Source organism: Labrenzia sp. ATLA3 (assembly GCF_057180185.1).
Genome location: NZ_JBXUKV010000001.1, coordinates 963,821 through 988,088, shown reverse-complemented (window position 1 = coordinate 988,088; position 24,268 = coordinate 963,821). Strand labels below are relative to the sequence as shown.

29 protein-coding genes and 1 pseudogene are annotated in these 24,268 nt (G+C 54.0%); 24 read left to right on the top strand and 6 right to left on the bottom strand.

From position 1 onward, the window contains the following. Positions 1-368 precede the first annotated feature (368 nt). The 6 genes from AC2A6O_RS04500 to AC2A6O_RS04475 all read left to right on the top strand — a co-directional run bounded on the left by AC2A6O_RS04500 (position 369) and on the right by AC2A6O_RS04475 (position 4,137). Positions 369-707, top strand: a complete 339-nt coding sequence (locus tag AC2A6O_RS04500; protein ID WP_498925899.1) for a hypothetical protein — start codon at positions 369-371, stop codon at positions 705-707. Between the two features lie 136 nt (positions 708-843). Further along, entirely contained in the window at positions 844-2,490 is a 1,647-nt protein-coding gene (locus AC2A6O_RS04495; protein WP_498925898.1) for a hypothetical protein, read from the top strand. Continuing rightward, entirely contained in the window at positions 2,483-2,740 is a 258-nt protein-coding gene (locus tag AC2A6O_RS04490; protein WP_055658616.1) for a hypothetical protein, read from the top strand. Before AC2A6O_RS04495 ends, AC2A6O_RS04490 begins: the two co-directional genes overlap by 8 nt. 137 nt (positions 2,741-2,877) lie before the next feature. After that, complete coding sequence (locus AC2A6O_RS04485; protein WP_498925897.1) at positions 2,878-3,351, top strand: hypothetical protein; 474 nt, start codon at positions 2,878-2,880, stop codon at positions 3,349-3,351. Further along, the gene (locus tag AC2A6O_RS04480; RefSeq protein ID WP_145903718.1) at positions 3,348-3,572 is read left to right on the top strand and encodes a hypothetical protein; all 225 of its coding nucleotides are present in this window, start codon (positions 3,348-3,350) and stop codon (positions 3,570-3,572) included. The genes AC2A6O_RS04485 and AC2A6O_RS04480 overlap by 4 nt, the downstream gene beginning before the upstream one ends. Before the next feature lie 169 nt (positions 3,573-3,741). Next, positions 3,742-4,137 carry a DUF6960 family protein gene (locus tag AC2A6O_RS04475; RefSeq protein ID WP_235814925.1) on the top strand — a complete coding sequence of 132 codons (396 nt, stop codon included), beginning with the start codon at positions 3,742-3,744 and terminating at the stop codon, positions 4,135-4,137. An 82-nt stretch (positions 4,138-4,219) separates the two neighbouring features. On the opposite strand, the pseudogene AC2A6O_RS04470 reads toward AC2A6O_RS04475, so the two are convergent. After that, positions 4,220-4,306, bottom strand: a pseudogene (locus tag AC2A6O_RS04470) (hypothetical protein); the annotation flags it as partial. Between the two features lie 197 nt (positions 4,307-4,503). Here AC2A6O_RS04470 and AC2A6O_RS04465 point away from each other — a divergent pair. From AC2A6O_RS04465 to AC2A6O_RS04405, 13 genes are all read left to right on the top strand, one after another. After that, positions 4,504-5,622, top strand: coding sequence for an EndoU domain-containing protein (locus tag AC2A6O_RS04465; protein ID WP_498925896.1), 1,119 nt, complete (start codon positions 4,504-4,506; stop codon positions 5,620-5,622). 8 nt (positions 5,623-5,630) lie between these two features. Further along, positions 5,631-5,891: a MafI family immunity protein gene (locus tag AC2A6O_RS04460; RefSeq protein WP_498925895.1), complete on the top strand. Its 261-nt coding sequence runs from the start codon at positions 5,631-5,633 to the stop codon at positions 5,889-5,891. 248 nt (positions 5,892-6,139) lie between these two features. Then, on the top strand, positions 6,140-6,556 hold the full coding sequence (locus tag AC2A6O_RS04455; protein WP_498925894.1) for a hypothetical protein: 417 nt from the start codon (positions 6,140-6,142) through the stop codon (positions 6,554-6,556). Between the two features lie 141 nt (positions 6,557-6,697). After that, complete coding sequence (locus AC2A6O_RS04450; protein WP_498925893.1) at positions 6,698-7,072, top strand: hypothetical protein; 375 nt, start codon at positions 6,698-6,700, stop codon at positions 7,070-7,072. Between the two features lie 394 nt (positions 7,073-7,466). Then, entirely contained in the window at positions 7,467-7,781 is a 315-nt protein-coding gene (locus tag AC2A6O_RS04445) for a hypothetical protein (protein WP_498925892.1), read from the top strand. Between the two features lie 380 nt (positions 7,782-8,161). Then, positions 8,162-8,410, top strand: coding sequence for a hypothetical protein (locus tag AC2A6O_RS04440; protein ID WP_498925890.1), 249 nt, complete (start codon positions 8,162-8,164; stop codon positions 8,408-8,410). A gap of 87 nt (positions 8,411-8,497) precedes the next feature. Beyond that, positions 8,498-8,896: a hypothetical protein gene (locus tag AC2A6O_RS04435; protein ID WP_498925889.1), complete on the top strand. Its 399-nt coding sequence runs from the start codon at positions 8,498-8,500 to the stop codon at positions 8,894-8,896. 215 nt (positions 8,897-9,111) lie between these two features. Then, positions 9,112-9,690, top strand: coding sequence for a hypothetical protein (locus tag AC2A6O_RS04430; RefSeq protein ID WP_209168744.1), 579 nt, complete (start codon positions 9,112-9,114; stop codon positions 9,688-9,690). A 167-nt stretch (positions 9,691-9,857) separates the two neighbouring features. After that, positions 9,858-10,301 (top strand): SMI1/KNR4 family protein, encoded by a 444-nt coding sequence (locus AC2A6O_RS04425; protein WP_498925888.1) that lies wholly within the window; start codon positions 9,858-9,860, stop codon positions 10,299-10,301. Between the two features lie 197 nt (positions 10,302-10,498). Beyond that, positions 10,499-11,017 carry an SMI1/KNR4 family protein gene (locus tag AC2A6O_RS04420; RefSeq protein ID WP_498925887.1) on the top strand — a complete coding sequence of 173 codons (519 nt, stop codon included), beginning with the start codon at positions 10,499-10,501 and terminating at the stop codon, positions 11,015-11,017. 351 nt (positions 11,018-11,368) lie between these two features. Further along, the gene (locus tag AC2A6O_RS04415; RefSeq protein WP_498925886.1) at positions 11,369-11,698 is read left to right on the top strand and encodes a hypothetical protein; all 330 of its coding nucleotides are present in this window, start codon (positions 11,369-11,371) and stop codon (positions 11,696-11,698) included. A 169-nt stretch (positions 11,699-11,867) separates the two neighbouring features. Then, a complete protein-coding gene (locus AC2A6O_RS04410; RefSeq protein ID WP_498925885.1) occupies positions 11,868-12,725 on the top strand; it encodes a polymorphic toxin type 50 domain-containing protein in 858 nt (285 codons plus the stop codon). A gap of 11 nt (positions 12,726-12,736) precedes the next feature. Continuing rightward, complete coding sequence (locus AC2A6O_RS04405) at positions 12,737-13,075, top strand: hypothetical protein (protein WP_498925884.1); 339 nt, start codon at positions 12,737-12,739, stop codon at positions 13,073-13,075. 52 nt (positions 13,076-13,127) lie between these two features. Here AC2A6O_RS04405 and AC2A6O_RS04400 read toward each other — a convergent pair whose 3' ends face one another. Further along, positions 13,128-13,838 carry a helix-turn-helix transcriptional regulator gene (locus AC2A6O_RS04400; RefSeq protein WP_498925921.1) on the bottom strand — a complete coding sequence of 237 codons (711 nt, stop codon included), beginning with the start codon at positions 13,836-13,838 and terminating at the stop codon, positions 13,128-13,130. A gap of 81 nt (positions 13,839-13,919) precedes the next feature. On the opposite strand from AC2A6O_RS04400, the gene AC2A6O_RS04395 reads away from it, so the two are divergent. Then, the gene (locus AC2A6O_RS04395; RefSeq protein ID WP_498925883.1) at positions 13,920-14,516 is read left to right on the top strand and encodes a glutathione S-transferase family protein; all 597 of its coding nucleotides are present in this window, start codon (positions 13,920-13,922) and stop codon (positions 14,514-14,516) included. Between the two features lie 127 nt (positions 14,517-14,643). Here AC2A6O_RS04395 and AC2A6O_RS04390 read toward each other — a convergent pair whose 3' ends face one another. Further along, positions 14,644-15,150 carry a PilZ domain-containing protein gene (locus tag AC2A6O_RS04390; protein WP_498925882.1) on the bottom strand — a complete coding sequence of 169 codons (507 nt, stop codon included), beginning with the start codon at positions 15,148-15,150 and terminating at the stop codon, positions 14,644-14,646. 306 nt (positions 15,151-15,456) lie between these two features. Here AC2A6O_RS04390 and cysQ point away from each other — a divergent pair, with 306 nt between their 5' ends. From cysQ to AC2A6O_RS04370, 4 genes are all read left to right on the top strand, one after another. Continuing rightward, on the top strand, positions 15,457-16,299 hold the full coding sequence (gene cysQ / locus AC2A6O_RS04385) for a 3'(2'),5'-bisphosphate nucleotidase CysQ (RefSeq protein WP_498925881.1): 843 nt from the start codon (positions 15,457-15,459) through the stop codon (positions 16,297-16,299). Between the two features lie 80 nt (positions 16,300-16,379). Beyond that, positions 16,380-17,309 carry a sulfate adenylyltransferase subunit CysD gene (gene cysD / locus AC2A6O_RS04380; RefSeq protein WP_148584597.1) on the top strand — a complete coding sequence of 310 codons (930 nt, stop codon included), beginning with the start codon at positions 16,380-16,382 and terminating at the stop codon, positions 17,307-17,309. A 1-nt stretch (position 17,310) separates the two neighbouring features. Further along, the gene (gene cysN, locus AC2A6O_RS04375) at positions 17,311-19,245 is read left to right on the top strand and encodes a sulfate adenylyltransferase subunit CysN (protein ID WP_498925880.1); all 1,935 of its coding nucleotides are present in this window, start codon (positions 17,311-17,313) and stop codon (positions 19,243-19,245) included. A gap of 478 nt (positions 19,246-19,723) precedes the next feature. Then, positions 19,724-20,737 (top strand): NAD-dependent epimerase/dehydratase family protein, encoded by a 1,014-nt coding sequence (locus AC2A6O_RS04370; protein ID WP_498925879.1) that lies wholly within the window; start codon positions 19,724-19,726, stop codon positions 20,735-20,737. Positions 20,738-20,742: 5 nt separating this feature from the next. Here the strand turns inward: AC2A6O_RS04370 and AC2A6O_RS04365 are convergent, their stop codons facing one another. The 3 genes from AC2A6O_RS04365 to AC2A6O_RS04355 form a co-directional block, all read right to left on the bottom strand. Beyond that, on the bottom strand, positions 20,743-21,810 hold the full coding sequence (locus AC2A6O_RS04365; RefSeq protein ID WP_498925878.1) for a Fic family protein: 1,068 nt from the start codon (positions 21,808-21,810) through the stop codon (positions 20,743-20,745). A gap of 235 nt (positions 21,811-22,045) precedes the next feature. Beyond that, on the bottom strand, positions 22,046-22,519 hold the full coding sequence (locus tag AC2A6O_RS04360; protein WP_148584594.1) for a YbaK/EbsC family protein: 474 nt from the start codon (positions 22,517-22,519) through the stop codon (positions 22,046-22,048). 567 nt (positions 22,520-23,086) lie between these two features. Further along, complete coding sequence (locus AC2A6O_RS04355) at positions 23,087-24,247, bottom strand: NAD(P)/FAD-dependent oxidoreductase (RefSeq protein ID WP_498925877.1); 1,161 nt, start codon at positions 24,245-24,247, stop codon at positions 23,087-23,089. Positions 24,248-24,268 lie beyond the last annotated feature (21 nt).

The following is a 24,268-nucleotide window of genomic DNA, read 5'->3' as shown; positions in this document are numbered from 1 at the left end:
GCAGGCAATCAATCAAAACCAACCCGACCAGCAGATGCAGACAGTAGCTTAATTTATGCCGAAAACTGTCCAATGATCGGGGAGTAGCTTAATGTGCCGAGCAGGCACTTCACCCCGGAAAGAAATGCAAGCCAGTTCACCGTTTCGCAGAGCGATCTGAGAAGAGCGCTTCAAAGCCCGAAGGTTGTGAACACTCCCATAACGAGAACTCTCGAAAGTGAAAAACTCGGAACCTTATATGTCCGAGAGGTTGATCTAGGTCGCCAAATTGGCATCGACAAATTCAATAGTTTTCAGCCGACCTCCACAATGACGATTATGACAGATAAGTATGGTAACTTGGTTACAGCCACGCCAGGGGTTGTAAGATGAAATTGATTGGCAGTGCAGTTGAAGAACAATATAGAAAGGAACTACAGAAAGGAGCGCGGCATCTTCTGGAAGAAGGAGGCGACCCGAGATTGTTAGATTTGCTCCATCGAGAGGTCGGGGTCGTTGAAAGCGCTTATTTTTTGAGCGGATACGAGCTCTCTGACTATCTCACCTGTAGTTTACTCGTAAATGGAACCACCGTTTGTCACATCGAAATGTCTGATGAACAGATTGAAGCCTTTGATATGATCAGTGTCGCTCAGTACAAAAAGGGCCTGAAGAAGCAGGGCCAAATTAAACTGCAAGTCGCGCTAGAATTGGCTGCCTTGAAATGACTTTGCTCTGTTGTCTGATCAGCAACTTGAACCACACCTGGTTTGCTGGAGGCTCCAGCTCCTGAACGGAGCGGAGCAGGTTAAGTAAAAAAAATAATATGCCGATGTCGGCGAAACGACCTCCATCACCGGCGGGGTGATCGCCTCGCGCTCCGGCGACCTGACCGTTGAAACAGAGCGTCTGGAAACGGCGGATATCGACCTTCACCGCAAGGGCCGGCAGGTTTCCGGCTCGGTCGGCGTCAGCATAGGCTCCAATCCGGAAGGCAAGTCCAAACCGGGCATCACGGTGGAAGGGGCCTATTCCAACTCCGAGACCGAGGGCGTTGCCCGCGCCACCATTGGCGAGGGCGAGATCACCGTGCGCGACGGCGATGGCGACGGCATCAAGGCCGCCGACCTGGAAGCCGAGGCCGACGCGGCAGAAGCCGAAGGCGACACGGCCCGCGCCGAAGCCCTGCGCACCGAAGCGGACCGGGAAGCGGCTGAAGACACCACCGCCACCGAAACCCAACTTTCCAACCTCAACCGCGACCCGGACGCGGTGGTGGAAGTGACCTCGCAGAAGCAGGAAGGGTTTGAGCTTTATGTGAGCGATACGGCGGTGCGGGACCTGGGCAAGGTTCTTTCTGCGGTTGGGCAAGCCATCGAAAAGCTGGATGTGTCTCCCCAACAACGCGAACTGCTAAAGCGCTTGGCCGCCTGCGGCGGTCGCCAAGGGTATAATCGGTACAACCCGCTGAACTGGATTGTTACTCCAGCCTACGCTGCGGACTGCTCTCAGACCGTGATTGAAGATCTCATGTTCGGGATCAAACGGGAGACGCTTGCCGAACTCGTAGAATTTTGTGAGAGCCTTGATCCCGGCGTTCAAGCCTATGCGAAGGCTGCTCTGGCAGCGCGCATTTTTGCAGACTTGCCAGCCGCTGACCGCGCTCAGCTGAAATCGATCACCAAATGGGACATCGAAAGCGTATCCGGGCTGTCCTATGATACGGTCTTGATGCTTGAGCTGGCGAACGAGGCTTTGCACTGCCAGGCGCCAAGCTGCAAGAGCACCAAGAACCAGACGGTGCTCAAGCTCTACAATACTATTGGTCAGAAAGAGCTGCACCTCGCCACCTTCCTGAAGATGACGCCACCCAGCGAGAGCTCGTTGGGCTTCGATACGACGGGAATGACCTGGTCGCAGTACATCACAGTTCTTCAGGCCGAGGAATTGATTGCGCAAGCAGGTGGGCACGTTGTCGGCGAAGCTGTTGCAAAAGCTGGTGCCTTAATTACGAGAAGGCTTGGGTCTAAGATTGCCGAAGCTTTCTCCGCAAACGTGAAGGCCTTAAATAGGAGAGGGGAGCTTTTCAGCCAGCGTCCCACGTCCTTCGATCCGATGAACCCTCAGCAATTTGCGAAAATCCAAGAGGCGTTCGCAAGACAGGGGAAAGTCTTTGATAGCTCTGAGGACGCGCTAAGATATCTTGAGACCAGAGGAGCTGATGGAGTCACGTTCAACGCTGAAACAATCCTCGTCCGTCCTGACGCTAGCCCAAGCACAATCTTTGAGGAGTTAATCCACTCCGGGCAGCACCGAACTGGCCGCTATGATCAATGGGTTTCACAGTATGGGAACGCTGGGGCTACCGCTAGAGCGGAATATGAAGCGGCGACTAGACTGGTAAATAATCAGAGGGCCTATGGGATTTCCGATGCTGAACATGCTGTGAACCAAGCGCGAGTTCAGGAGTTTGGAAGCCAGCTTGATAGTATGGGAATTCCCCGTGATTGATATTGGTGTTGTAGAATCTGTCGATGTGGTGGCGGGCAAGTCAATTGTTGCCGTGCGTCTGGAAGTCGACCTTGATAAGGTACCGCTCGAAGCTGGGGCTGTATCAATAAAATTCAGCAATCAGGTTCACGCAAACAAACTTTCTGGCCATAAATGGTGGCCGGAGCGGCAACAGATTGACCTGCTATTTGATTCTATAGAAGTGCTTCCTCAACTTGGGGATGCTGTTTTTGTTTCTTTGGACGGTTAGGCTTTATGGCATCTCTCCGCCTCTTGATCCGAACCTTACTTGCGCTGCTAATCGTAGCATTTGGATCATATGATGCGTTTGCTGCGCCGGGGGATTGGTCGCGGTTCAGCTATCCTGTGGTAGTGCGGGATCTGAGCGTGCAACCGGTTATTCCGACGAATACCGCTCGTGCTCCACCTGCAATTGGTGCAAATCTCACGTTTACCAGCGCTGCGCTCGCGCAAACCGGCAACATGCGCGCATTGGATGGCGTGGAAAACACCGGAGCAGACTACGCGCTTTTGCGCTCCTCTATTGCCCCAAATAGGACAGGCCCACGCGTAGTTGCCCAAGATGGCGATGTATTCGAATATTCCATGACCGGCAGAAATGGTAGCAATATCACGGTCATTACCAACCAGGCGCGGGATGGCAACCGGCTAGTTTTGAGCGACTTACATATTGATGGTGCTGGAGCGGGAACAAGCAGCGTCCGTGAGTTAAGACAATTTGCCCGTGATCTGGGCAAGCAGCAAGGTGTCGATCAAGTGGTTATTAAAGGTGGCACCAGGACTACCGGCGCAAATCCCGGCCACACCCCAAGAGACATCATTATCAGGGTAAATGAATGACCAAGATCACTCTAACTGGCTGGGATGAAGGCTTTAACAAAGTTCAATTCAACCACTTTCTAAGAGCAAAATGTGACTTAGGATTGGCTGATGCAAAAACGGTTGTTGAACAAATTCTTCAAAATGAATGTGTGGAACTTGAGTTCAAAAATTTCTCACATACCGACGAACAGAGATTAATTGAATTGGGTGTTAAATTTGAACGGCATAGAACTTCATGACTTTGATCGGTCAACAGATTCGGATTTTCTTTGCAGTTTTTCTGACGATGTTTGGCGCATTGTCAGCACTGAACGTTACGTTTGATTGGTACCCCGTTCAATATCGCCCCATTCATCCGGAAATCTTGTTTCTGTCTCCGCATCGATTTCCAAGGGTATGTACCGTTTGATGGCTGACGAAACTAGGTGGGCACTTTGCTCTTGGTTTGAAGAGAGCGGAGAGCACCTAATTCATCCGAATGACTTGGATCGCATGAGAAGGTTCAAGCCCTATGGTGTTGTCTTCCGTGTTTTGACCGATGATGGCGAGTATACTGTGATTGGCTCAGGCACTGAGCAATTTCGTGTACGTCCGGAAGGCTTGAAACTGATTAGGCCAGAAAAATCTTGGATTTTTGAGCTTGGTGAGGCTGTTGGAATTAAAGGGCGGGATTACAATGGCACTGTAGTCGGCATCGGCTGGCATCACAAAGAGGGAAAGCCCACCTACCAACTCGAAGTGGCTGGTAAGATAAAGAGCAAACGTTACTGGTCGGATGATCTGGAAAAGCTTCAAGTATCATGAAGTTTATCAGGAAATTAGTTGCCGTTTCGATATCTGCGATCAGGTGTACATACTGACGGTCTAGCGTGAAAAGGCCTCGTTCTCTGGTGTTTTCGAGGAAGCGGGTTGCCGTTCCGTAATAGAGAAACTCAGGTGTTTCGGCGGGATCGAGACCGAGATTGACCGCGATGGTGTGCCTTTGATCGGTACGGCGATGGCGACGGCATCAAGGCCGCCGACCTGGAAGCCGAGGCCGACGCGGCAGAAGCCGATGGCGACACGGCCCGCGCCGAAGCCCTGCGCACCGAAGCGGACCGGGAAGCGGCGGAAGACACCACCGCCACCGAGACCCAACTTTCCAACCTCAACCGCGACCCGGACGCGGTGGTGGAAGTGACCTCGCAGAAGCAGGAAGGGTTTGAGCTTTATGTGAGTGATACGGCGGTGCGGGCTGTTCAGAAGTCGCTGAAAGAAGCGACGGCTCCCGGCGGCTTCATCGATAAGTATCTGCTCGGTCGTGAGCTGAGCGAGGAGGAGCGTGGCAACATCAACGCCGGGCTAGCGGCACTTGGTGAGGGGGGACGTTTTGGCGGCTGCGGCCAAAAACAGGGTTATAACCAATTCAATCCGCTGAATTGGCTAATAACGCCAGCACACGCGCAGGAGTTCGACTGCACCATCATCCGAGCTGATGGCTCCGTACTTTCGCTTGGAATCAAAACCTATGCCGAGTGTAGTGATGCCATCTACGCCTATTTGAATTCTCTGTCGGGGGAAGAACGGGACGCCATTGTCTTTGCAGCAGGCTATGCGTCGGGCCTAGACCTCGTAGGCGAAGGTGGAGATCGCAACGCATCTCAGCTTGCTCTCATTGATGCACTTTACGTTCTAGACAACGACATCCCTGGGGTGAACTACCATCCATACGGTGACGGGCTATCTCAGGCCTATGCTGACCGCGCAGCGATGGATGCAAATGTCCGCGCTGTTCTCGGGAACGACGATCTAACACTGGAACAAAAAGATCAGCGCCTACGCGAATACGGAACAAGCGTCCGAGATATCTTCATGCTTGCAGCTCTCGGCGCAATTCCGGGTGTCAAGGTCAAAACCAAGAAGCAGAAGGTTGCCACAAATAGGACAGTGGTTAAGCCGCTCGTTGACCCTGCAACCAATGTGGCCAGCGAAGCGCGTACCACCCACATCTTATATGGTGACTCTACAGGCGGCGGTCATCTATGGCCGGGTGGCGCAGGAAAGACGGCTTTCCCTGAAAGCTGGGATGCCAACAAGGTAATGCAAACCATTTCAGATATTGCCACTGATCCTAAACTTAGCTGGAAAGCTCAGACCGGAAATGGAGCTCTATATACTAAAACAGGCAAACCGGCTCGCTTTGTCGTAACAGATTCAAATGGGAAACTGCCGGTGGTTGATGGAGTTCCGGTAAAAGTTGTTATCGAACCCGCCGGTGGAGGAATTATCACCGGGTTTCCCCAGTATTGAGGTTTATGATGAGCGTTGAAGAACGCATAGTTGTCCTAGTTGGTGGTTTCACAGGGAGGCTTTCCGTGGAAATTACTGAGGAATGTAAGTCGTTAGCGCAACACGGCGAATGGGGGGTCGCGTTAGAAAATTTTTGTGTGCAGCTGTATGAATACGATATTATCCCATCTGCAGATGAGCTGGCGGAAATTCAGCGTCTGGCCACGGAGATGGAACTGAACGACGATGTCTGGAGCTTCCTTGTTCCGCCAACCCCGTCTTCTGTCTGAACTATCTTCCTTATCCGCCTCCTGACACGACCCCTCAGCGCGCTATTTTTTTGTAACATTTAGGACGGTTGCGGCATTGGCAACTAGGTAAACGGCCATTTCACGGGGATGGATTCATGCAGGCGAGGCGCGCCTGTCAAGTTTAGCTAGACAACCGGAGCAGCCATACGGTCGTCCAGTCGATATTTCCATCATCCGATCTGGTGGCCCCTTCGATAATGGCCCGGAAACACCATTGAGCTTCAATTTTGACTGATACACAGATGATTCAGGATTTATATTGTCGGCTGTACGTAAACCATGCCGATGAACATTTACTGTTGGCTAAACTGGCCGAAATCACGGGTGGGGTCTCGCAGGGTAGGAATGTGTTTAACGATTCTATCGACTTAAGCTGGTCAAAGAATACAGGCGAGATAAGCGATGGTCAGCCGGATTTTCTGGGCTATCCATCTACCTTTGAAGTAAACCCAAGATCAGAATTTACTGGCGTAAACAGAGATGATGAGGAGCAAGAGTACCTCAGATATCTGTTTCAAATAATATTTGATCTACGCCAGTTGGGTTGTGAGGTAGTGGCCAGTTGTGAATACGAGGATTTAATCGCAGCAGAAACGGGGTGGAATTGGAGCGCTACGACACCCAATCATCCTGCTGTTTCTTAAATGCTCACTCCACCGTAGCAGCAGTCGTCATCGGCGTTGTGCTCTGATCCCGGAAAACTCTAGCCCACCTCGAGGGCACGTTGGGTAGCACTCCTGATATTCGGACAGCGCAGAACATGATCATTGATATGGAGGATGCACTTGCTACCCCAAGACCGTGAGTCCCTTATTGATACAAGCTTTCGCTTTGTAAGCTGGTTAGCAAAGAATTTTCCTAGTGTGAAAGATAGCTCTTTGCCTTCCTATTATGACTCATTTGGTGAACTCATCCGAGAAGCTCCAACTGTGTTTTGGGGAGCGGTCGGTGGGCGAGATTATGCTGAACTTGCCACTAAATCCGCATTTGGTGAAAGTGTTCTTGATCGTGTGGTTGCAATTGTGAAAGACTCTTCGCCAGAAGTTCAAAATGAAATCCTTGTTGGTTTTGTAGAGGCGCATATGTTCCCGCGCCCTGACTCACCATTGGCTAAGGAGATGGGTGAGGCGCTTGGCATGGATTTGAGCGGTCTATGTTGACTGCAATGCGCCACGTTATCCGAGTTTTCGTTACGCTCATTTTGTCGGCATGAATTGCCCCGCGTTTACTAGACGCCTTCGGAGTTCATTTCCTGCTGCCGTTCGAACTCGATGGGTGACAGCATCCCGTTTCTGACGTGCTTGCGCTATGATTTGTAGAATATCGGGATAGCCCGTTCGATAATCTGCGCCACCGCATTCCATCGAAATTCAAAGCCTCTTGATCGATCAATTGTTTCGAGCCGTGGTAGCGAGAGCGCCTGATGGATTCTCAGGCGCGGCATCCAGGTTTGAGTATGAACAAGGTTATGAAGTCGGAAGCTCTAGTGTCGGAATTAAGGGGGGCTCTAGAGCGACCGGCGTCAGTTCAGCGGCCGTAATACAAGGTTTTTGAATGATGTCGGTGCTAGCGACAATTGATATCCAGGGGACGTTCAAAGATGCTGATAGTTTCGAAGCTCTGGCTGCCTTTCTCCGCCAATCAGCTGCCCGCGTAAATTTCGACGGCACACTTCGCTTAACCGTTGAAGATGAGGATGGCAGGGAATATCGAGAATTAATTTGCGATGAAAATGATTACACGGAAATAGTGAAATTATCATTCGAAAGCAAAGATGTATCTGGTATTTATGCGCAAATTCAGATTGATGGAGAGGGACACTACTTTTTGTTTTTGCTGCCTTCAGCTGGTGTTTTTCAATTGGCGTAGAAGGAGGGCGCAAGACCGTTGGAGAAAGTTGTACGGATTTCAGTTGGTATCTTCAGAAAATTGGATTGCCCATCAAGAAGATGCTTCCGGGAGTATACGCTCTGAAATGCCAAGACTTGTATTGATGGACTTGCCCAGAAAAAGTGAACCACACCGAGTTTGCCGAAGATTCCTTCTCCTGAATGGGATGGAGCAGCTTAGACAAAACAACGAACCGAAGGACTCCGCGCTAAGTCGGAAGAGGCTTGGGTCTCAGGTCACCATCGGTGGTAGCCGCGCAGAGGCCAAATTAGGAAAAGCCATTCAGTTGGCCTGAGGTCTACTTAAAAATTGAATTTTTTGAAGCGACACTACTTATCGCAACTCTACCAAGGTAACAGATGAAAACCGTTGAATATACAGTTCAACTTGGAGTTTTATGTTTGAGTGACTTAGAGCAGATCTTTTCTGAACTTGCGAACAATGGGTGTTCACTTATGATCCGATCGGATGCGGCGCGGCAGAGCAATTTATTCACTTGCGCGATTTCAGCAATAGAAAATCCTGAAAGGTCTGTTCGCAGAGATGCCGGAACGATGACTGAAGCGATTATGCTCTGCCTGCGCGCCTACCTGAACAAGCCCGTTTAACGTGATCATCTCCTAAATGGGCGATGGAATGTTGCACTTACTTCGCCTCGTAATCTTAGTCACTTTCAAGTTTCTTTGTGAGGTAAGATGACACAGGGTATAGCGTTATACAGTCAAGCAAACAATGAGCTGATGTACTTTACCACGCATCAACGAAACGGTGACTATTTGGAGCGTGAAGCTGATGCCGGACGATTTGAAATGTTGGCGGGGGTTGATGACTGTGATCCATCATATTTTTATACTACAGAGAATTTGTCTCAACTTATTAGAGAATTGGATATCGTAATTGGAGAGGCGGAAAAAAATATAGATACAGAGATCTCTAATCATCTTAAAGAAATACTAGTTCTCTGTAGGCTGTGTTTGTGGAATGTTGGTGATTTTGTTCTTGTGATATCACCGTTTGAAACTGTTTCGGAGGACAATATCCCCAAGACTATCCCGGACAAATTTTTACTCAATATCTCATTGGTAGGCACCTAGCCGGCTTTGAGACCGGCAGCCACGTTGATTGCAGGCGTCAATTTCATCAGGAGATTACGCTCAAAAAAATTGCACACCTAATATTTTCAATCGTTGGTTGATTTTTTCGAAAATTCCCTTCAATAGGAGCACAGGGTGAGTGTCTGCTTCAGGCCATGCTCGCCACCGTCCTCTTGCGGTCGATTGACTGCGCTTCAGCTCCAGAAGGAAAGAATGTGAAAAGACTGGTGTTCCTGCCTTTGTGCCTCCTGTTGGCCGCCTGCCAAACGTCTACCGAAAACTCCTTGAAGACAGTTGATGAGGCCGATGCAAAGAAGCTCGAGGAGGCGTTGGACAATGGACAGGCAGTTGTCCTCGGCGATGTCTACTACAACGCCAAATATTGCCCGGGCAGTTCGATCACGATGATCAATGTCGCGACTTCAAAATACCGATTTATTTCTAACGGCGACGTTTTCAGTCTGGGATCTGACAAGGACAAAGCCGTCGTGGAACCAAGCACTTATCGGATCACAAGAGTTTCGTGCGGCGATTCCGTGGTCAAGCTTGGCGGTGACTGGGCTGACGTTTTGTTGGGGACTGACAAGCTGAAGAAAGCACTGTCCCCGACCTTCTCGGTCAAGGGCGGTGAAGTGCTTCACATCGGGACGCTCCGGATCAACGTGGTCAAAAAACGAACCTTGATTTCCAGCGCAAAAGTCATCGTCACGCGCGAAGCAACTTCACAAGATGCAAGAGTGAAGACGAAAGAGGCTTTGGCAAAAGTCGATCGGCCGGTTCATTTCACGAATTAATTCGGTCCAGTACAAAAAATGAAAAAGTATCAATAATGATTTCTTCTTTATTCTTGTTCAGTGGGATTGCGCCTTGGGAGCGGGCAACCGAACTATTCACAATCATGCTGGCAACAGCGATATCAAGAGTTTTCAACTCAGGGCAACTTGCTGAGTGAGGAAAATTCATGAGTTATAACCGGAAGTTCGAAGAAATGTGTGCGGCTGGTGAGGTCTACGGACCTGTTCCGGAGGCAGAGGTTGCAGCAGCAGAAGCAGACCTAGGTGTCAGATTTCCGGAACAGTACCGAGAGTTTTTGCAAAGATTTGGTTCTGGCTTGATCGGAGGTGTTGAAATCTATGGCTTGCCTGGCCTTGAAAAAAACGATCCGCCACTCTGGCAAGACGTGAGAAAGGTGACAAAGCAGTTCAGGGATTGGGGACAAGCTGGGGCTGAGAACCCAGCATATATCCCGATTTCGGATGACGGCACTGGTATCTATTTTTTCCTCGATACCAAAGCGTCACCTAGAACGAAAATATTAGCTATAGGGCCGGGCGTTGAACGAGCGATATCGTCTGATTTGTTTACTTTCTTTGTTGATTTATCCGAAGGACGTATCCAACTCTGATCATTCCACCTGTCGCAGACTTTGATGCATTGAATCTATCCGATGTACGAACAATTCGTAGTGATCGTCGTATGGGTGAAGTGGTCCCATACAATGGTAATTGCGCCTGCGAGGTTCCCAGATCAGCATCAAGGTGACATCTATGGGACTGGGAGTGCTTTCAAGAACTTGATGCAGATGATTGGATCACCATAACGATGTCGTTAAGTATCAAGGAAGTCGACAAAATTTTCTCTGAACTAAGTCAGTTTCGAGTACCGGATGACCATCGTGGCAACGCCCAAAAAAATGAATTCTGGAAGATAGAAGAAGCTGAACTTGAACATGCTGAAAAACGCATGGGGATCGTGATACCGCATGAACTCAGACGTTTTTATGCCAAAGTTGGGAGTGGCCATCTGGTACGAAGTCGCAAAGGGGTCCTACAGACCGACTATCTGAATATATTTGTGGACTTGCGACGCCTGAGTGAACTCTGGCTCCGTGAAGACGTGAGCTTTCAATACGATGCTGAGCTTATCGCCGACGGAGAACTCCCTTTCTTTGATATGGGGAGTTACAGCTATTTTGTCCTTAGACCACATTCAGCTAACCCTAACGCGGTCTATGCCCCATATGACAAAAAACCCGTTTCAAACTCATTCAACGAGTTTGTTTTGCAACTTTACCAGGACACAACATTCTATCTTGACCATGTGGGCGACTACGAAGTCTGAAGGGATTGAATCAGTAAAACAGACTGCTGACCTGAGCCCGAGCTAGAAGTGCCCCTATGAGCACGCGGAGACCGATCAAACCAATACGGATGTCACGGCGGGCGGCAACGTGTCGGTCGCAACCGGCCGGGACCTTGCCCTGAAGGGCGCGCGCCAAACCGGCAGAAACTCGGGTCTCAGGTCACGATCTTCAGCTGACCCTGATACGCCATCTTATCCGAAGCCTTCTCGTTGTGGATTAAGTCCGCTTGATGCGGCTTGGGGGACACCCCTTGGGAAAACTATGAAGACATTAGGTTTTACCAAAGTTGAAGTGGATGGCGCGTTAAATTTTAAGTTCGGATATTAGAGATGAGCCTTGTCGAAGAAAGACTGATTGATCGTGCTCTCGAACTGGGCCTTGTCGACGACTTAATTGGGATGATGACAGGAGAAAGCCGGTACGCAGACGAAGAGGCGTTCAAGAAAATGGATATGAACTCCTCACGGCTCAGAGGGATGGCATTAAGTCACCTGCAGTTTATGAAAAAATTCGGCTATTGCGACGAGGAAAAATCAGTAAAGGAGGATGGATATATTCTTTCGAGTTATCCTGAGTATTTCAAAGCTTGGAAATTGGCGGGTTGTCCAAGTATTTCGATATACAAATTGGAGAAGTTGTTAGAAGATAGGTCTAAGTAATAACGATGATATATCAAAGTTGATCCAAGGTGCTGTAAAATTTCTGTGGAAGCTAGATAATATTTGAATTAATCAATTTTTTAAATAAGTTTAAATTATATTTGGTGCGCACCAGAAGCAGGGCTGGAACCTGTTCGACTGGATTATTACGCCGGCACACGCGCAGACTATGTGCTCTATCAGTTTGGGGTCTGGTGAAACTATATCACTGACACCAGGCCAGGCGGAGGCCAGCCTCGATATTGTCGACGGGATCGCAGGCAATCTCTCGGCAAAAGGGCTCGCACGTGTACTTGGACCTGTCGGCGCGTTGCTGGCCTCGACGGGGCCTGCCGGTGATGTCACCGAATATTCAGTCACCGATACCGACGGCACTCGCTACGACATCAATATCGATGGACCTGAAGGAACTGTTACCATTTCGTTCGATGGCAATGACACTGCCACGGAACTGAAATTTACACTGTCTTCAAATACTGGAAACTATGTTCTGACCAGCGGAGAGATGAACGGTCAGTCTCTCAGCCAGGATGCCTTAAAGAAGACATGGCAGGTCCTTGCCAACCAAATCGGTGACAATGGCGGTCCGCCACTTACCGACGAAGATCTCGGACGAACCGATGAGAACGGCAGCAACAACAACAACGGTGGCAACGGCCCGCATCTCGTCGGGCCCATCGGGTGGGAAAGTCGTAGTGGTGGAAATGACGCTACAAATAAACTACCCGTTCCCGACAATTTGGGTAAGAATATTCACACTGGTGCACAAGATAAGCATATTCCAGGGACAAACAACTATGACCCAACCAAGGGCAGAAGTATACTGACCGCAGACCCCGTTGAGCTGCTTAACGGCGTGCATAGTGGAAAGTATCCAGTTGTCCGAATGGCTGGAGATAAGCCGATAGTCGATTTTGGCAAGCCAATCGGCACGTATGGTGGCAATGGACCTCAAACTCAGTTCGGAACCATTCATTCCGGAAAGAACGGAGTGCATATCGTTCCAGCTAACCCAACTCAATATTAGGAGAGTGGCTGATGGGAGACTCTCAAAAATTTTGGGATATGGCCCTTCAATCGGCAAAACGAGCTGTGAATCTAGAGGGGGTGGACAATATTTCGTTCGCTCGTTTGAAGCAGATGGGTGCTAAAAACTTCGAAATTGAGTACGGATTCTATGCTGATCCGACAGATGAAGACCTCGAAGCACTTTCTCTAATTGAAACAGAGATTATTTCGGATATCTGGGGTTGGGTCGGTAATTTTCACTACACTTGGTCCGTTTGTTCTTACCCGTCGGCGGACATTGAGAGTAGTGGCACTATGGTGTTTTACCAGTCTTCCGCATGCCCTGATACGCAATCTTATCCGGATTGACCTGCACCTCTGAATGTCCGTTTTTGAAGTTAGTCCGTTTCCAATTTGCACTCTACCCAACTTCATCGCGCCGAGGTGACCTGTTCCGGTCATACCCCCGTTGCTTGATGTAGTCGCGGAGCAGGCCCACCCGGTTGGGGCGGAAGCTTTCGGTGCCGGGCGCCAGGGAGGCGATCCGGCTGACGTGGAAGTGGCGGTAGTCGTGCCGCAGGCGGCAATGGGCGAGCAGCAGCAGCGAGGTTTCGCTGTAGGACAGGCCCATCGGCCAGATTTCCCTTGTGGTCGTGCGCTCCTGCAGGTCGCGATAGGTGATGACCAGGCTGAACTCCTCCCAGCAGGCCTCGCGCAACAGGTCGAGATCCACCGTCACCGGCGGGCGCTTGTCCGGCTGCCGCCAGCTGCGCATCACCGTGTGCATGGCCTGGCGCGCCTGCCGGTCGGGCAGGGTGGCGATGATGCGGGCCATGGCGTTGCGGCCGGCCTTTTTCAGTGTCTCGTCACCGATCTGGTCCAGCCCGCTTTGCGCCAGCATCAATGCCTCGATTTCCAGCCGGGAGAAACTCTGCGGCGGCAGCACGGGATCTTCCGTCAAGGTGTAGCCGACGCCCGCGGCCCCGTCGATCAGGGCGCCTCCCGCACGCAACGTTGCGATATCGCGGTAGAGCTGGCGCAGGGAAACGCCGGTCTCTTCGGAAAGGCGCGCGGCGGTGACCGGTTGGGGTAGGCGCCTGAGGGTATCCATCAGGCGCATCAGCCTGTCCATACGGGCCATTTTTGCTCCTGCCGTAAATTGTCAGCAGGGGGAAGCTATACCTTTGGCATCGCAATGAAAAGGAGCTTTCCCATGATGACGTTATACCATTCTCCCAACAGCCGCTCTTCGGCAATCGTGACGCTGATCGAAGAGCTGGGCGCCGACGTTGAGGTGAAGGAAGTGACGGTTCGCCGGCTGGATGGCTCGGGCGGGCCGGATACATCCAACCCGCATCCCGAAAAGAAGGTGCCCTACCTGGTGGATGGCGCGGAGGGGATCCGCGAGCGCGGCGCAATCATGCTTTATCTCACCGACAAGTTTCCCGAAGCCGGGCTGGGGCCGATCGAAGGTCAGCCGGGGCGCGGCGAGTATCTGTCCTGGCTGTTCTACTATCAGGGCGTGATGGAGCCGGTCATCATCCTGAAATTCGCGGGGCTTACGCATCCAGCGCTGGAGGCAAACCTGCGCGATTACGACACGATGGTCGCACGGCTTGCCGAAACGCTGGAAAAACAGCCCTATCTGCTGGGCGAAAACTATTCCGCCGTCGACCTCTTGTGCAGTGGTCCGTTCCTGTGGCTGCCGGATCTGATGCCGGACAACGAAGCGATCCGCGACTGGGTGAAGCGGTGCAGCGAACGCCCGGCCACCGTGCGGACATTTGAACGTGAGCGCAACGCGGCCTGAGCGACTGTGAACCTGAGTTGACTATTCGGCCTGACGGCTGTCCCGTCAGGCCGCATCTGTTTTGTAAAGCGCAGAGGGGCTATAGGGCGTTGTTACTGCTCGCAAGGTGCTTGCTGCGCGCAGCGTATCAGCGTCTCTTGCCGAAGGTCGGTTTGCTGCCGATGATGTCCTGCCGGTTACGGCGCACGGAGGCGCGCTCGTCGGGATGCGGTTCGCCCATGTGGCGGCGCTGGAAAAAGTTGTCCGGGCTGTCGCGCCGATTGTCGAGTTCGTTTCTCAAAGCCTCTTCGGAGCTTTGCAGGACTTGTGCGCGCTGCGCCGCAACGGGCCGTTTCTCACCGATGAACTGCACGCCGCACCGCAGGCCTTCTTCCCATCGCCGCTCGCAGGTGACTTCATAATCTTCCAGGTCGATGTGCAGATCGAATTCCTTGGGCAGCATGTAGGCCTGCTCGAACTCCAGCAAGGCCCCGCCGTCGGAGATATTGCGCACCACACAGGGAATCGAGCGAAGCCCGTTCTGAAAGACCATCTTGCCTTTCTTGAAGACGCGCGCCCGCCGCTCGCGCGGCAGGTGATCGCTTGCACTCTCATCCGCCGGATGGGGGGCGAAGGGTTTGGCGGCGTCCGACATGGATCTCTCGCATTCTCATTGATTCCAAGGGTACATTAGACCCCATTTGCGGCAAGTTTAGGCTCAAAGCCATTGCTAATCGGTGAATCCACGTATTTCGGGGCCCTGTCCGCACCGGGATTCGGGTCTTGTGAGGGGAAACAAAAGCTCCCATGCGGCGGTCAGAGAAAACGCAGCATTTTCTATTCAGCCTAAAACGTGGAACACCATTCCTTGAATTGATACACTCTCCTTTTCTATTTACGGGACAGCCACGCGAGCGAACAGCGCGGGGGGCAATTTTTCCCGGCGCAAATTGAGGCATTTATGACTGAAGAGCAGATATTTTTCTTGAACCGGCTGGCACTGAGTGCCGGAGAGGAAATCCTCAAAATCTACGCAGAACCGTTCGAGGTCGAGAACAAGGTTGACGGATCTCCGGTGACCAAGGCCGACGCTGCGGCCGAGGAAATCATTCTCGCGGGTCTTGCGGAAAAGTTTCCCGATATTCCGGTTGTGGCCGAAGAAGCCGTTGAAGCCGGCAATCTGCCGGCGGCGGGCGCGCGCTATTTCCTCGTGGATCCGCTCGATGGCACAAAGGAATTTCTGAAAAAGAACGGTGAGTTCACCGTCAACATCGCTCTCATCGAAAACGGCAGACCGGTCTTCGGTGTGGTCTCCGCTCCGGCCCTTGACGAAATTTACTGGGGCGGGGACATCCAGGAGGGCGGTGGCCGTGCCACCAAGGCTTTCAAAGGCACCATCCGGGACGGCGAGATCACCGACATCACACCCATATCCGTTCGTACGCCGCCGGTGGATGGCATCAGCGTGCTCGCCAGCCGGTCTCATCTTTCGGAAGAAACCTCTGCCCTGATCGCACGGCTGACCGTCGCGGAGCAGCTCAATGTCGGCTCGTCGCTGAAGTTGTGCTGGGTTGCCGCCGGCCGGGCCGACTTCTATCCCCGGATGGCGCCGACGATGCAATGGGACATTGCCGCGGGCGACGCCATCGTGCGCGCCGCAGGCGGGGCCGTTGTTCTGGCGGAGTCCGGCGAAGACTTTGTCTACCGCGTACCGGAAAACGCCGGCAAGGACGATTTGAGAAATCCATATTTTCTGGCGACGGGCTGCAGAAGCCTCTTGCGCGACGTGGCCCCGGCCGCCTGACGACTGGCAAATTGCGCGGGCAAGAAGCCCGTGTCCGATTTTTGATACGGTCGGTTCGCCGGCCAAACGGAAAAGCGAACATGAACATGCAATCTCACGGGCTCACACCCGAGCGCCTCAGCAATCTGAAGCGCCTTGAAGCGGAAAGCATCCACATCATCCGCGAGGTCGCGGCGGAATTCTCCAATCCGGTGATGCTCTATTCCATCGGCAAGGATTCCGGCGTCATGCTGCATCTGGCGATGAAGGCTTTCTATCCGTCCAAGCCGCCGTTTCCGCTGCTGCACGTGGATACGACCTGGAAGTTCCGCGACATGATCGCCTTCCGCGATGAAACCGCGAAGCGCCTCGGCATGGATCTCTTGGTCTATACCAACCCGGAAGGGCTGGAAAAGAACATCAGCCCGTTCGAACACGGCTCGTCGGTTCATACGCACATCATGAAGACCGAAGCGCTGAAACAGGCGCTGAACAAATACGGCTTCGATGCGGCTTTCGGCGGTGCGCGCCGGGACGAGGAAAAGTCCCGTGCCAAGGAGCGCGTCTTCTCCTTCCGCAATGCCAATCACGGCTGGGATCCGAAGAACCAGCGGCCCGAACTGTGGAGCCTTTACAACGCCCGTGTGGCAAAGGGTGAAAGCATCCGCGCGTTTCCGCTGTCCAATTGGACCGAGCTGGATATCTGGCAGTATATCCTGACGGAAAACATCCCGATGGTGCCGCTCTATTTTGCCGCCAAACGACCGGTGGTAAACCGCGACGGCATGCTGATCATGGTCGATGACGACCGCATGAAACTGCAGCCTGGCGAAGTGATCGAGGAAAAGTTGGTCCGCTTCCGCACGCTCGGCTGTTACCCGCTGACCGGCGCCATTGAATCGGACGCCGACACGTTGCCTGCCATTGTTCGCGAAATGCTGATTGCCCGCACATCCGAGCGCCAGGGCCGCCTCATCGACAAGGATGAAAGCGCGTCAATGGAGAAGAAAAAGCGGGAAGGATATTTCTAAGATGACAATCGAAAACATTGAGGAAGCTGCAGAGACAGCCGTCACAGACTATATCCTGGCCCAGGAAAGCAAGGACCAGCTTCGTTTCCTGACCTGCGGGTCCGTCGACGACGGCAAGTCGACGCTGATTGGCCGTCTGCTCTATGACACCAAGCTGATCTTCGAAGACCAGCTGGCCGCGCTGGAGCGCGATTCCAGAAAGCACGGCACCGTGGGCGAGGACATCGACCTGGCGTTGCTGGTCGACGGCCTAGAGGCGGAGCGGGAGCAGGGCATCACCATTGATGTCGCCTACCGGTTCTTTGCGACCGAAAAGCGCAAGTTCATCGTTGCCGACACCCCGGGCCACGAGCAATACACCCGCAACATGGCCACCGGCGCTTCCACGGCCGATCTTGCCGTGCTGCTGGTTGATGCGCGCAACGGTCTGATGATCCAGACCCGCCGCCATGCCTTCATTGCGTCGCTGCTGGGCATCCGCCACGTCGTGCTGGCCATCAACAAGATCGACCTTGTCGGCTTTTCCCAGGAACGCTTTGAGGAAATCCGCAAGGAATTCGAAGTCTTTGCCAACGGCTTCGACTTCGAAACCCTGCAGGCCATCCCGATGTCGGCGCGCTATGGCGACAATGTCACCGGCCGCAGCGACAAGATGGACTGGTATTCCGGCCCGACGCTTCTGGAACATCTGGAAACCGTGCAGGTGGGCGAACACGTGCTGGAAGCGCCGTTCCGCTTTCCGGTGCAGTGGGTCAACCGGCCCAACCTCGATTTCCGCGGCTATTCCGGCACTGTCGCCAGCGGCCAGGTTGCGATTGGCGACGAATTGGTGGTTGCCGGCCCCGCAAAGCAATCCAGGGTGAAGTCGATCATCGGTGCAAATGGCGAAGTCAGCTCGGCCCGGGCCGGCGAGGCAATCACCATTGCGCTGGAAGATGAAATCGACATCTCCCGCGGGGACCTTTTGACCTCCACCGCACATCGTCCGGAGGTGGCCGATCAGTTTGCCGCCCATGTCATCTGGATGTCCGACGAGCCGCTGCTGCCGGGAAGGTCCTATCTTCTGAAGATCGGCACCCGCACGGTGACTGCGACAGTCTCGGAGATCAAACACAAGATCAACGTCAACACCTTCGAGCATGTGGCCGGCAAGACGCTGACGCTGAACGAAATCGCGTTCTGCAATTTCTCGCTGTCCTCGGCGGTGCCTTTCGATCCCTATGAAGCCAACCACACGACCGGCTCTTTCATCCTGATCGACCGGATGAGCAACTCGACGGTCGGTGCAGGCATGGTCTGGTTCGCACTGCGCCGGGCAAGCAACATTCATTGGCAGGCGCTCGATGTCGACAAGGCGGCCCGTTCCGAAAAGCTCGGTCAGAAGCCGGCAATTCTGTGGTTCACGGGGCTGTCCGGTTCCGGCAAATCCACCATCGCCTCGATAGTGGAAAAGAAACTGCACATTGACGGGCGCCACACCTACACGCTCGACGGCGACAACGTGCGCCATGGTCTCAACAAGGACCTGGGCTTCACCGATGCCGACCGGGTGGAAAACATCCGCCGTGTGGGCGAAGTCGCCAAGCTCTTTGCTGACGCGGGCCTTATCACGCTGGTGTCGTTCATCTCGCCGTTCCGCTCGGAACGTAAGATGGCGCGTGATCTTCTGGAAGACGGTGAGTTCATCGAGGTCTTTGTCGACACGCCCATCGAGGAATGCCGCAAGCGCGATCCGAAGGGCCTTTATGCCAAGGCAGACCGAGGCGAGATCAAGAACTTCACTGGCATCGACAGCCCCTACGAAGCGCCGGAAAACCCGGAACTTCATATCCGCAATGTCGGCCGGGACCCGGAAGAGGTCGCCGAAGAGATCATCGAATATCTGCGTGAGCACGGCTACCTGAACAGCTTTGGCTCCGACGGCGAGGGGATCTGACAAGGCTCCGGATGGGAGCGCGGCACGGTGAAATGCCGCACAGGACTGAAAAGAACCATCCGCGCGACAACGGCGCGGGTGGTTTTTCTTTTCCAGACGCTGATTGCGGATACCCGGCAAGGTGAGCGTGGATCTCGCTGATAAGCCCGCACTCCCTCAGGCCGGCTGGGCATGAGTCACGCAGCCGCAATGCCTTTGCGATAAGGAAGATGCAAGGTGGTGCGTGCCGCTGTGCCCGGTCTCCGAGGCGGTTCCGGCAGACTTCACCATTGCCGGTTCTCGCGAAGCCTTTTAATACCTTGGGTGACGAGGGTGTGGACCCGTAAATGAAGATGCTATGGTTTGAGGAGGACCGATCCGGTCAAATCCGAAGGACATGAGAATGGCTTCACCACATGTCGTCTTCATTTATGGGGGCACACCCCGACTGTCACGTTCTTGCAAAATGAATTTTTGATCGAAAGGCTTTGGCTAAATCATGAAAACCGTTCTGGTGACCGGCTCTGCCGGGTTTATCGGCTATTTCCTGTGCACCCGACTTCTCAAGGATGGCTTTCGGGTGATCGGCCTCGATGCCATGACGGATTATTACGATGTCCGCCTGAAGGAACGCCGGCAGCAGATGCTGATGCAGAACGAGCATTTCAAGCCGATAAACGACCGGGTTGAGGCGCCGGACCTGTTGATGTCCCTGTTTCGCACCGAGCGGCCGGATTTTGTCATTCATCTGGCAGCGCAGGCAGGTGTCCGCTACTCCATCGAGGCGCCGCGTTCCTACCTGGAAAGCAACATTTGCGGCACCTTCGAACTGCTCGAGGCGGCAAGAGCCTTTCCGCCTGAACACATGCTGCTGGCGTCCACATCGTCCGCCTACGGGGCCAACACCGAAATGCCCTATACGGAGACCGACAAGGCCGACCACCAGATGTCGTTCTATGCGGCGACCAAGAAGGCAACAGAATCGATGGCGCATTCCTATGCCCATCTCTATCACCTGCCAGTGACCATGTTCCGTTTCTTCACCGTCTACGGTCCTTGGGGCCGGCCGGACATGGCTCTGTTCAAGTTCACCAAGGCCATCCTCGAAGGCAAGCCCATCGACGTCTATAACTACGGCGACATGAGAAGGGACTTCACATATGTGGAAGATCTTGTCGAAGGCATCCGGCTGTTGATGGATGCCGTTCCGGTTCGCCCATCCGAGGGAGAAACTGTACCGGAGGGCGACAGCCTGTCGCCTGTCGCCCCCTGGCGTGTGGTCAATATCGGCAATTCCACCTGCGTCCAGTTGACCGAGTTCATCGAAGCCATTGAAGCGGCCACCGGTAGAACCGCCGAACGCAACCTCATGCCGATCCAGGCCGGTGACGTACCAGCCACCTGGGCCAATGCGGATCTGCTGCAAAGCCTGACAGGCTACCGTCCGAAGACGACGGTGCAGGATGGCGTTGCCAGGTTCGTGACGTGGTACCGTAAGTATTACAGGATCTGAGACCTTCAGGAGCGCATCAAAGACGCTTCGAAGTTATCCAGAAAATCAAAGTGATCGGTGGGGTGGAAATCTGCGGCGTCCAGCGTCGACCGAAGGCCGTGAAGGCGTTGTTCAAAGGCGAATGCCGGCGCCACGAAGGGGTGCCCATGGGCAAGCAGGGTCCCTGCGTAGAGCACGCGCGCGGTTCGGCCATTGCCATCCTTGAACGGATGGGTGGCGATGAAGGCACCCAAAACGAAACACGCCAGATTCAATACCGACGGACCACGCTGCCCGGGAGCGCGTGCCGCGGGCACCTGGGAAAGCAGGGTCTGTGCCTGCGGGAAAACGAAATTGTAGAGAAAATACTGACCCGAAATCGTTCCGGGAAAGGCATGCTCCGGTTCGGCCCAACGAACGGCGGAATTCGGGAAGGTTACGTATGCCTCCGTTCTCAGAACCATGTTGTCTAAGTCTGCCGGATTGAATCTTGGTGAACCCCGACGGAGGCGCGCCCGAAGGTGTTTCAGCTTTGCCGCCACCCGGGACGCCATGGAAGGACTCGGTCCGTAATAGGTTTTCTTGCGGATGTAAGTCAAAGTTGCGGCCGTGAACATCTGACGATTGGCCGCGATGTGCCTGATGGCCGTTTCAATGTCCTGCTCGGTGATTGGGCAATGTTGAAGGTCCATGGATCCAGAGACATTTGCCACCCATTTGGCTGCCTTCACTGCATCTGCCATGTTGGCGCTGGCGTGATAGCTTGCCGGCGGCATCTGGTTGTGTGGCTGGGCCATCTCCCGTTCCAGACAGCGGTTCATCGCCCTGCCAAAGATAGCCATTGTCTGGCGGCGGGCTCGGCTCAGCTTGACTTGTTCCGTCGCTATTCGGGTAGACGTATGCTGGACGATCTTCCGGAGTCGTTTCTGCTTTTCCTCGGCGCTCGCGTAAGTCGATGGCAGAATACCCTCGGCTTTCCAGGCCTCACTCGCGAGATGGTTCGCGTATTTTCCTGTCTTCCTAGCGTAGATTGCAAAAGATCGATCTGCATTCAATGCGGCTTTAAATTCACTTTCGGTGATCCTGTGGATCATGCGGTTACTACCTCGTGAGGGCTCTCGAGCCAATGGTCAGGGTGAGACGCGACACCATGAAGGCGTCGGTCGGCGCCGGATCTAGGCGAAGAGCAACTCCTTTCCCTGTGACCGCAAACACAGGGAGCGACCTTTTGTACAGCTGATGGTTCTTGGTGGGTTGTGGGGCCGATATCTTTCGCAGGATCGATGAAAACCGGGCTGACCGCCGGTCATTCGGCCATTGTCGGAGGGATCAGGTGGTTGCCGGCGGCTGGCACACGTCCACCCATTCGGCACCGGTGATTTCGGCCATCTGGTCCGGTGCGATCCGCACGGCGGCGTTGGTAGCGCCGGCCGCCGGAATGACCACATCGTATTCCTTCAGCGAGATATCGCAGTAGACGGGCAGCGGCTGGGCGAGGCCGAACGGGCAGACGCCGCCGACCGGGTGTCCAGTAAGGGTTTCCACCTCGTCGAGGCCGAGCATCTTCACTTTGCCGCCAAAGGCCGCCTTTGCCTTCTTGTTGTCCAGCCGGGCATCACCGCGGGCAACCACAAGAAAGATCCTGTCCTTGAGCTGAAACGACAACGTCTTGGCAATCTGACCGGGCTCGACTCCATGCGCCTTGGCGGCAAGGTCGACCGTGGCACTGCTGTCTTCCGTAACGATGACTTCAAGTTCAGGGGCGGCACTGGCAAGGTGATTGCGGACGCTTTCAAGGCTCATGCTACGGAAATTCCTCCTGTCGGATCAAACCGGACCGGCAAGGCGGGAGCGCACGATCTGCGCTGGGCCGGACCACAATTCGTGCATATCAATAATTTCATTGTGCTGTAAATTAATAAAACATTCATGGTATTCTTAAACGGATTTTAACCAATGACGACTTAAGCAGTGCAGTGTGTGGCTACGGTAAGAGGTTTCCCGTTAGCCATTGTTTTAGTTGTTCAAGGATTGCCGAAATGGCGAGAGCCGCCGCAGCCGTTACTGAAGTTGAGTCCTCTGGTATGAAGAGGCGGAAACAGGCTGATATTGCAGCTCGTCGGGACAGGTCTGTGAGTTTGCCATTTCTGGTGGCAAAAAATCTCCTCTTCTGGGGGACGATTCTGCTTAGCCTCTATGGCCTATATGCGGTGGTTGCCGCCATATAGCCTGCCGACGTCAGCTGCTCCTGAAAGAGCCAGGCCGCTACAAGATTGCGGTCATGTCATGTCTGACCCGGCCTGTATTACATCTCATTTCTGCAATGGACTTGCTTCTGCCGCAGCCGGGACCATGCGTGCGTGCGCTGCTTCAGCTGTCGGCGTCCAGCCTGCCGCTGCCAAAGTGGTGCGCGGGGCGGAATGTGTCCGGCAAGGGCACTGCTGGTTCACGGCCGGTCATGTCGGCCACCAGAGCGTCCGCGATGAGATGAGCAATGCCGAAAGATATCTTGAAGCCCCCGGTTGCCGCGAAGGCGGTTTCGAAACCGGGCAGCTTTCCTGCAAGCGGGTCGCGCCTGTTGTTGCGCGGCCGGATGCCGGCCCAATCCGACAGCACCTGACGTCCCTGCAGTTGCGGGCAGAAGGCGGTGGCACGTTGCAACAGCTCGGCTGACCGCGCCGGTGAGGGCCGTGCGTCTTCAAATTCCCGGTCGGATGTGCTGCCGATCGCCACGGTGCCGTCATCGTGCGGTACGACATAAAGCCCGTCACAGTAAATCGCAGGCCGGTCCTCCAGTCCCTTGCCCTCCAGAAGCAGGGCCTGGCCTTTCTCTCCCCGCCCGATCCGCTCTCCTGTCAGCGTCTCGATCAGGTCGAAGGCCGCAAATCCACCCGAAACAACGAATTGCCGAATCTGAATGGAGGTCTGCCCGTCGGCGAGCACAACGGTTTGCGTTGCATCGTCATAACCGGTGACTTCAACACCTTCCCGCAAGCTGCCGTTCTGACGGACTAAGCTGGCAAGGCTGGCAAGGTAGGCCCGAGGCGAGATTCGCGCGGCAAGGGTTTCATAAACGATGCCGAAAGGGGCTGAACTGGCATCAAGCCAGTCTGACCGGCTTCCGGCAGGTTCAACCTCATACGAAAATCCGGTTTCCTGCGGCCGCCAGCGCAGACGGCTTTCTTCCGCACGTTCCAGATGATGTTCCAGCTTGTCGGTTGTCGTCAGCGGCAAAATGCGGCCGCAGCGGCGATAGCCGCAGGAGAGGCCGGTCTGGTTTTCCAGCGTTCGAATTCGCTCTTCCAGACAGAGCAGTGCCTGGAACTGGAATTCCTTCTTGGGGTTCCAGCGTGCCGGCATATGCGGCATCAAGGCACCCAGCACACCTCCGCTGGACCCGGCGCCGACATGGCTTTTCTCCAGAACCACCACCTTCAAGCCGGCCTCGATGGCCGCCCGCGCAATTGCCAGTCCGAAAATGCCGGCACCGGCGATGGCAACATCGAAAGGTTCGGCGTCGGTCGCTGCCATGGGCGGGGTCCTTTGAGATTG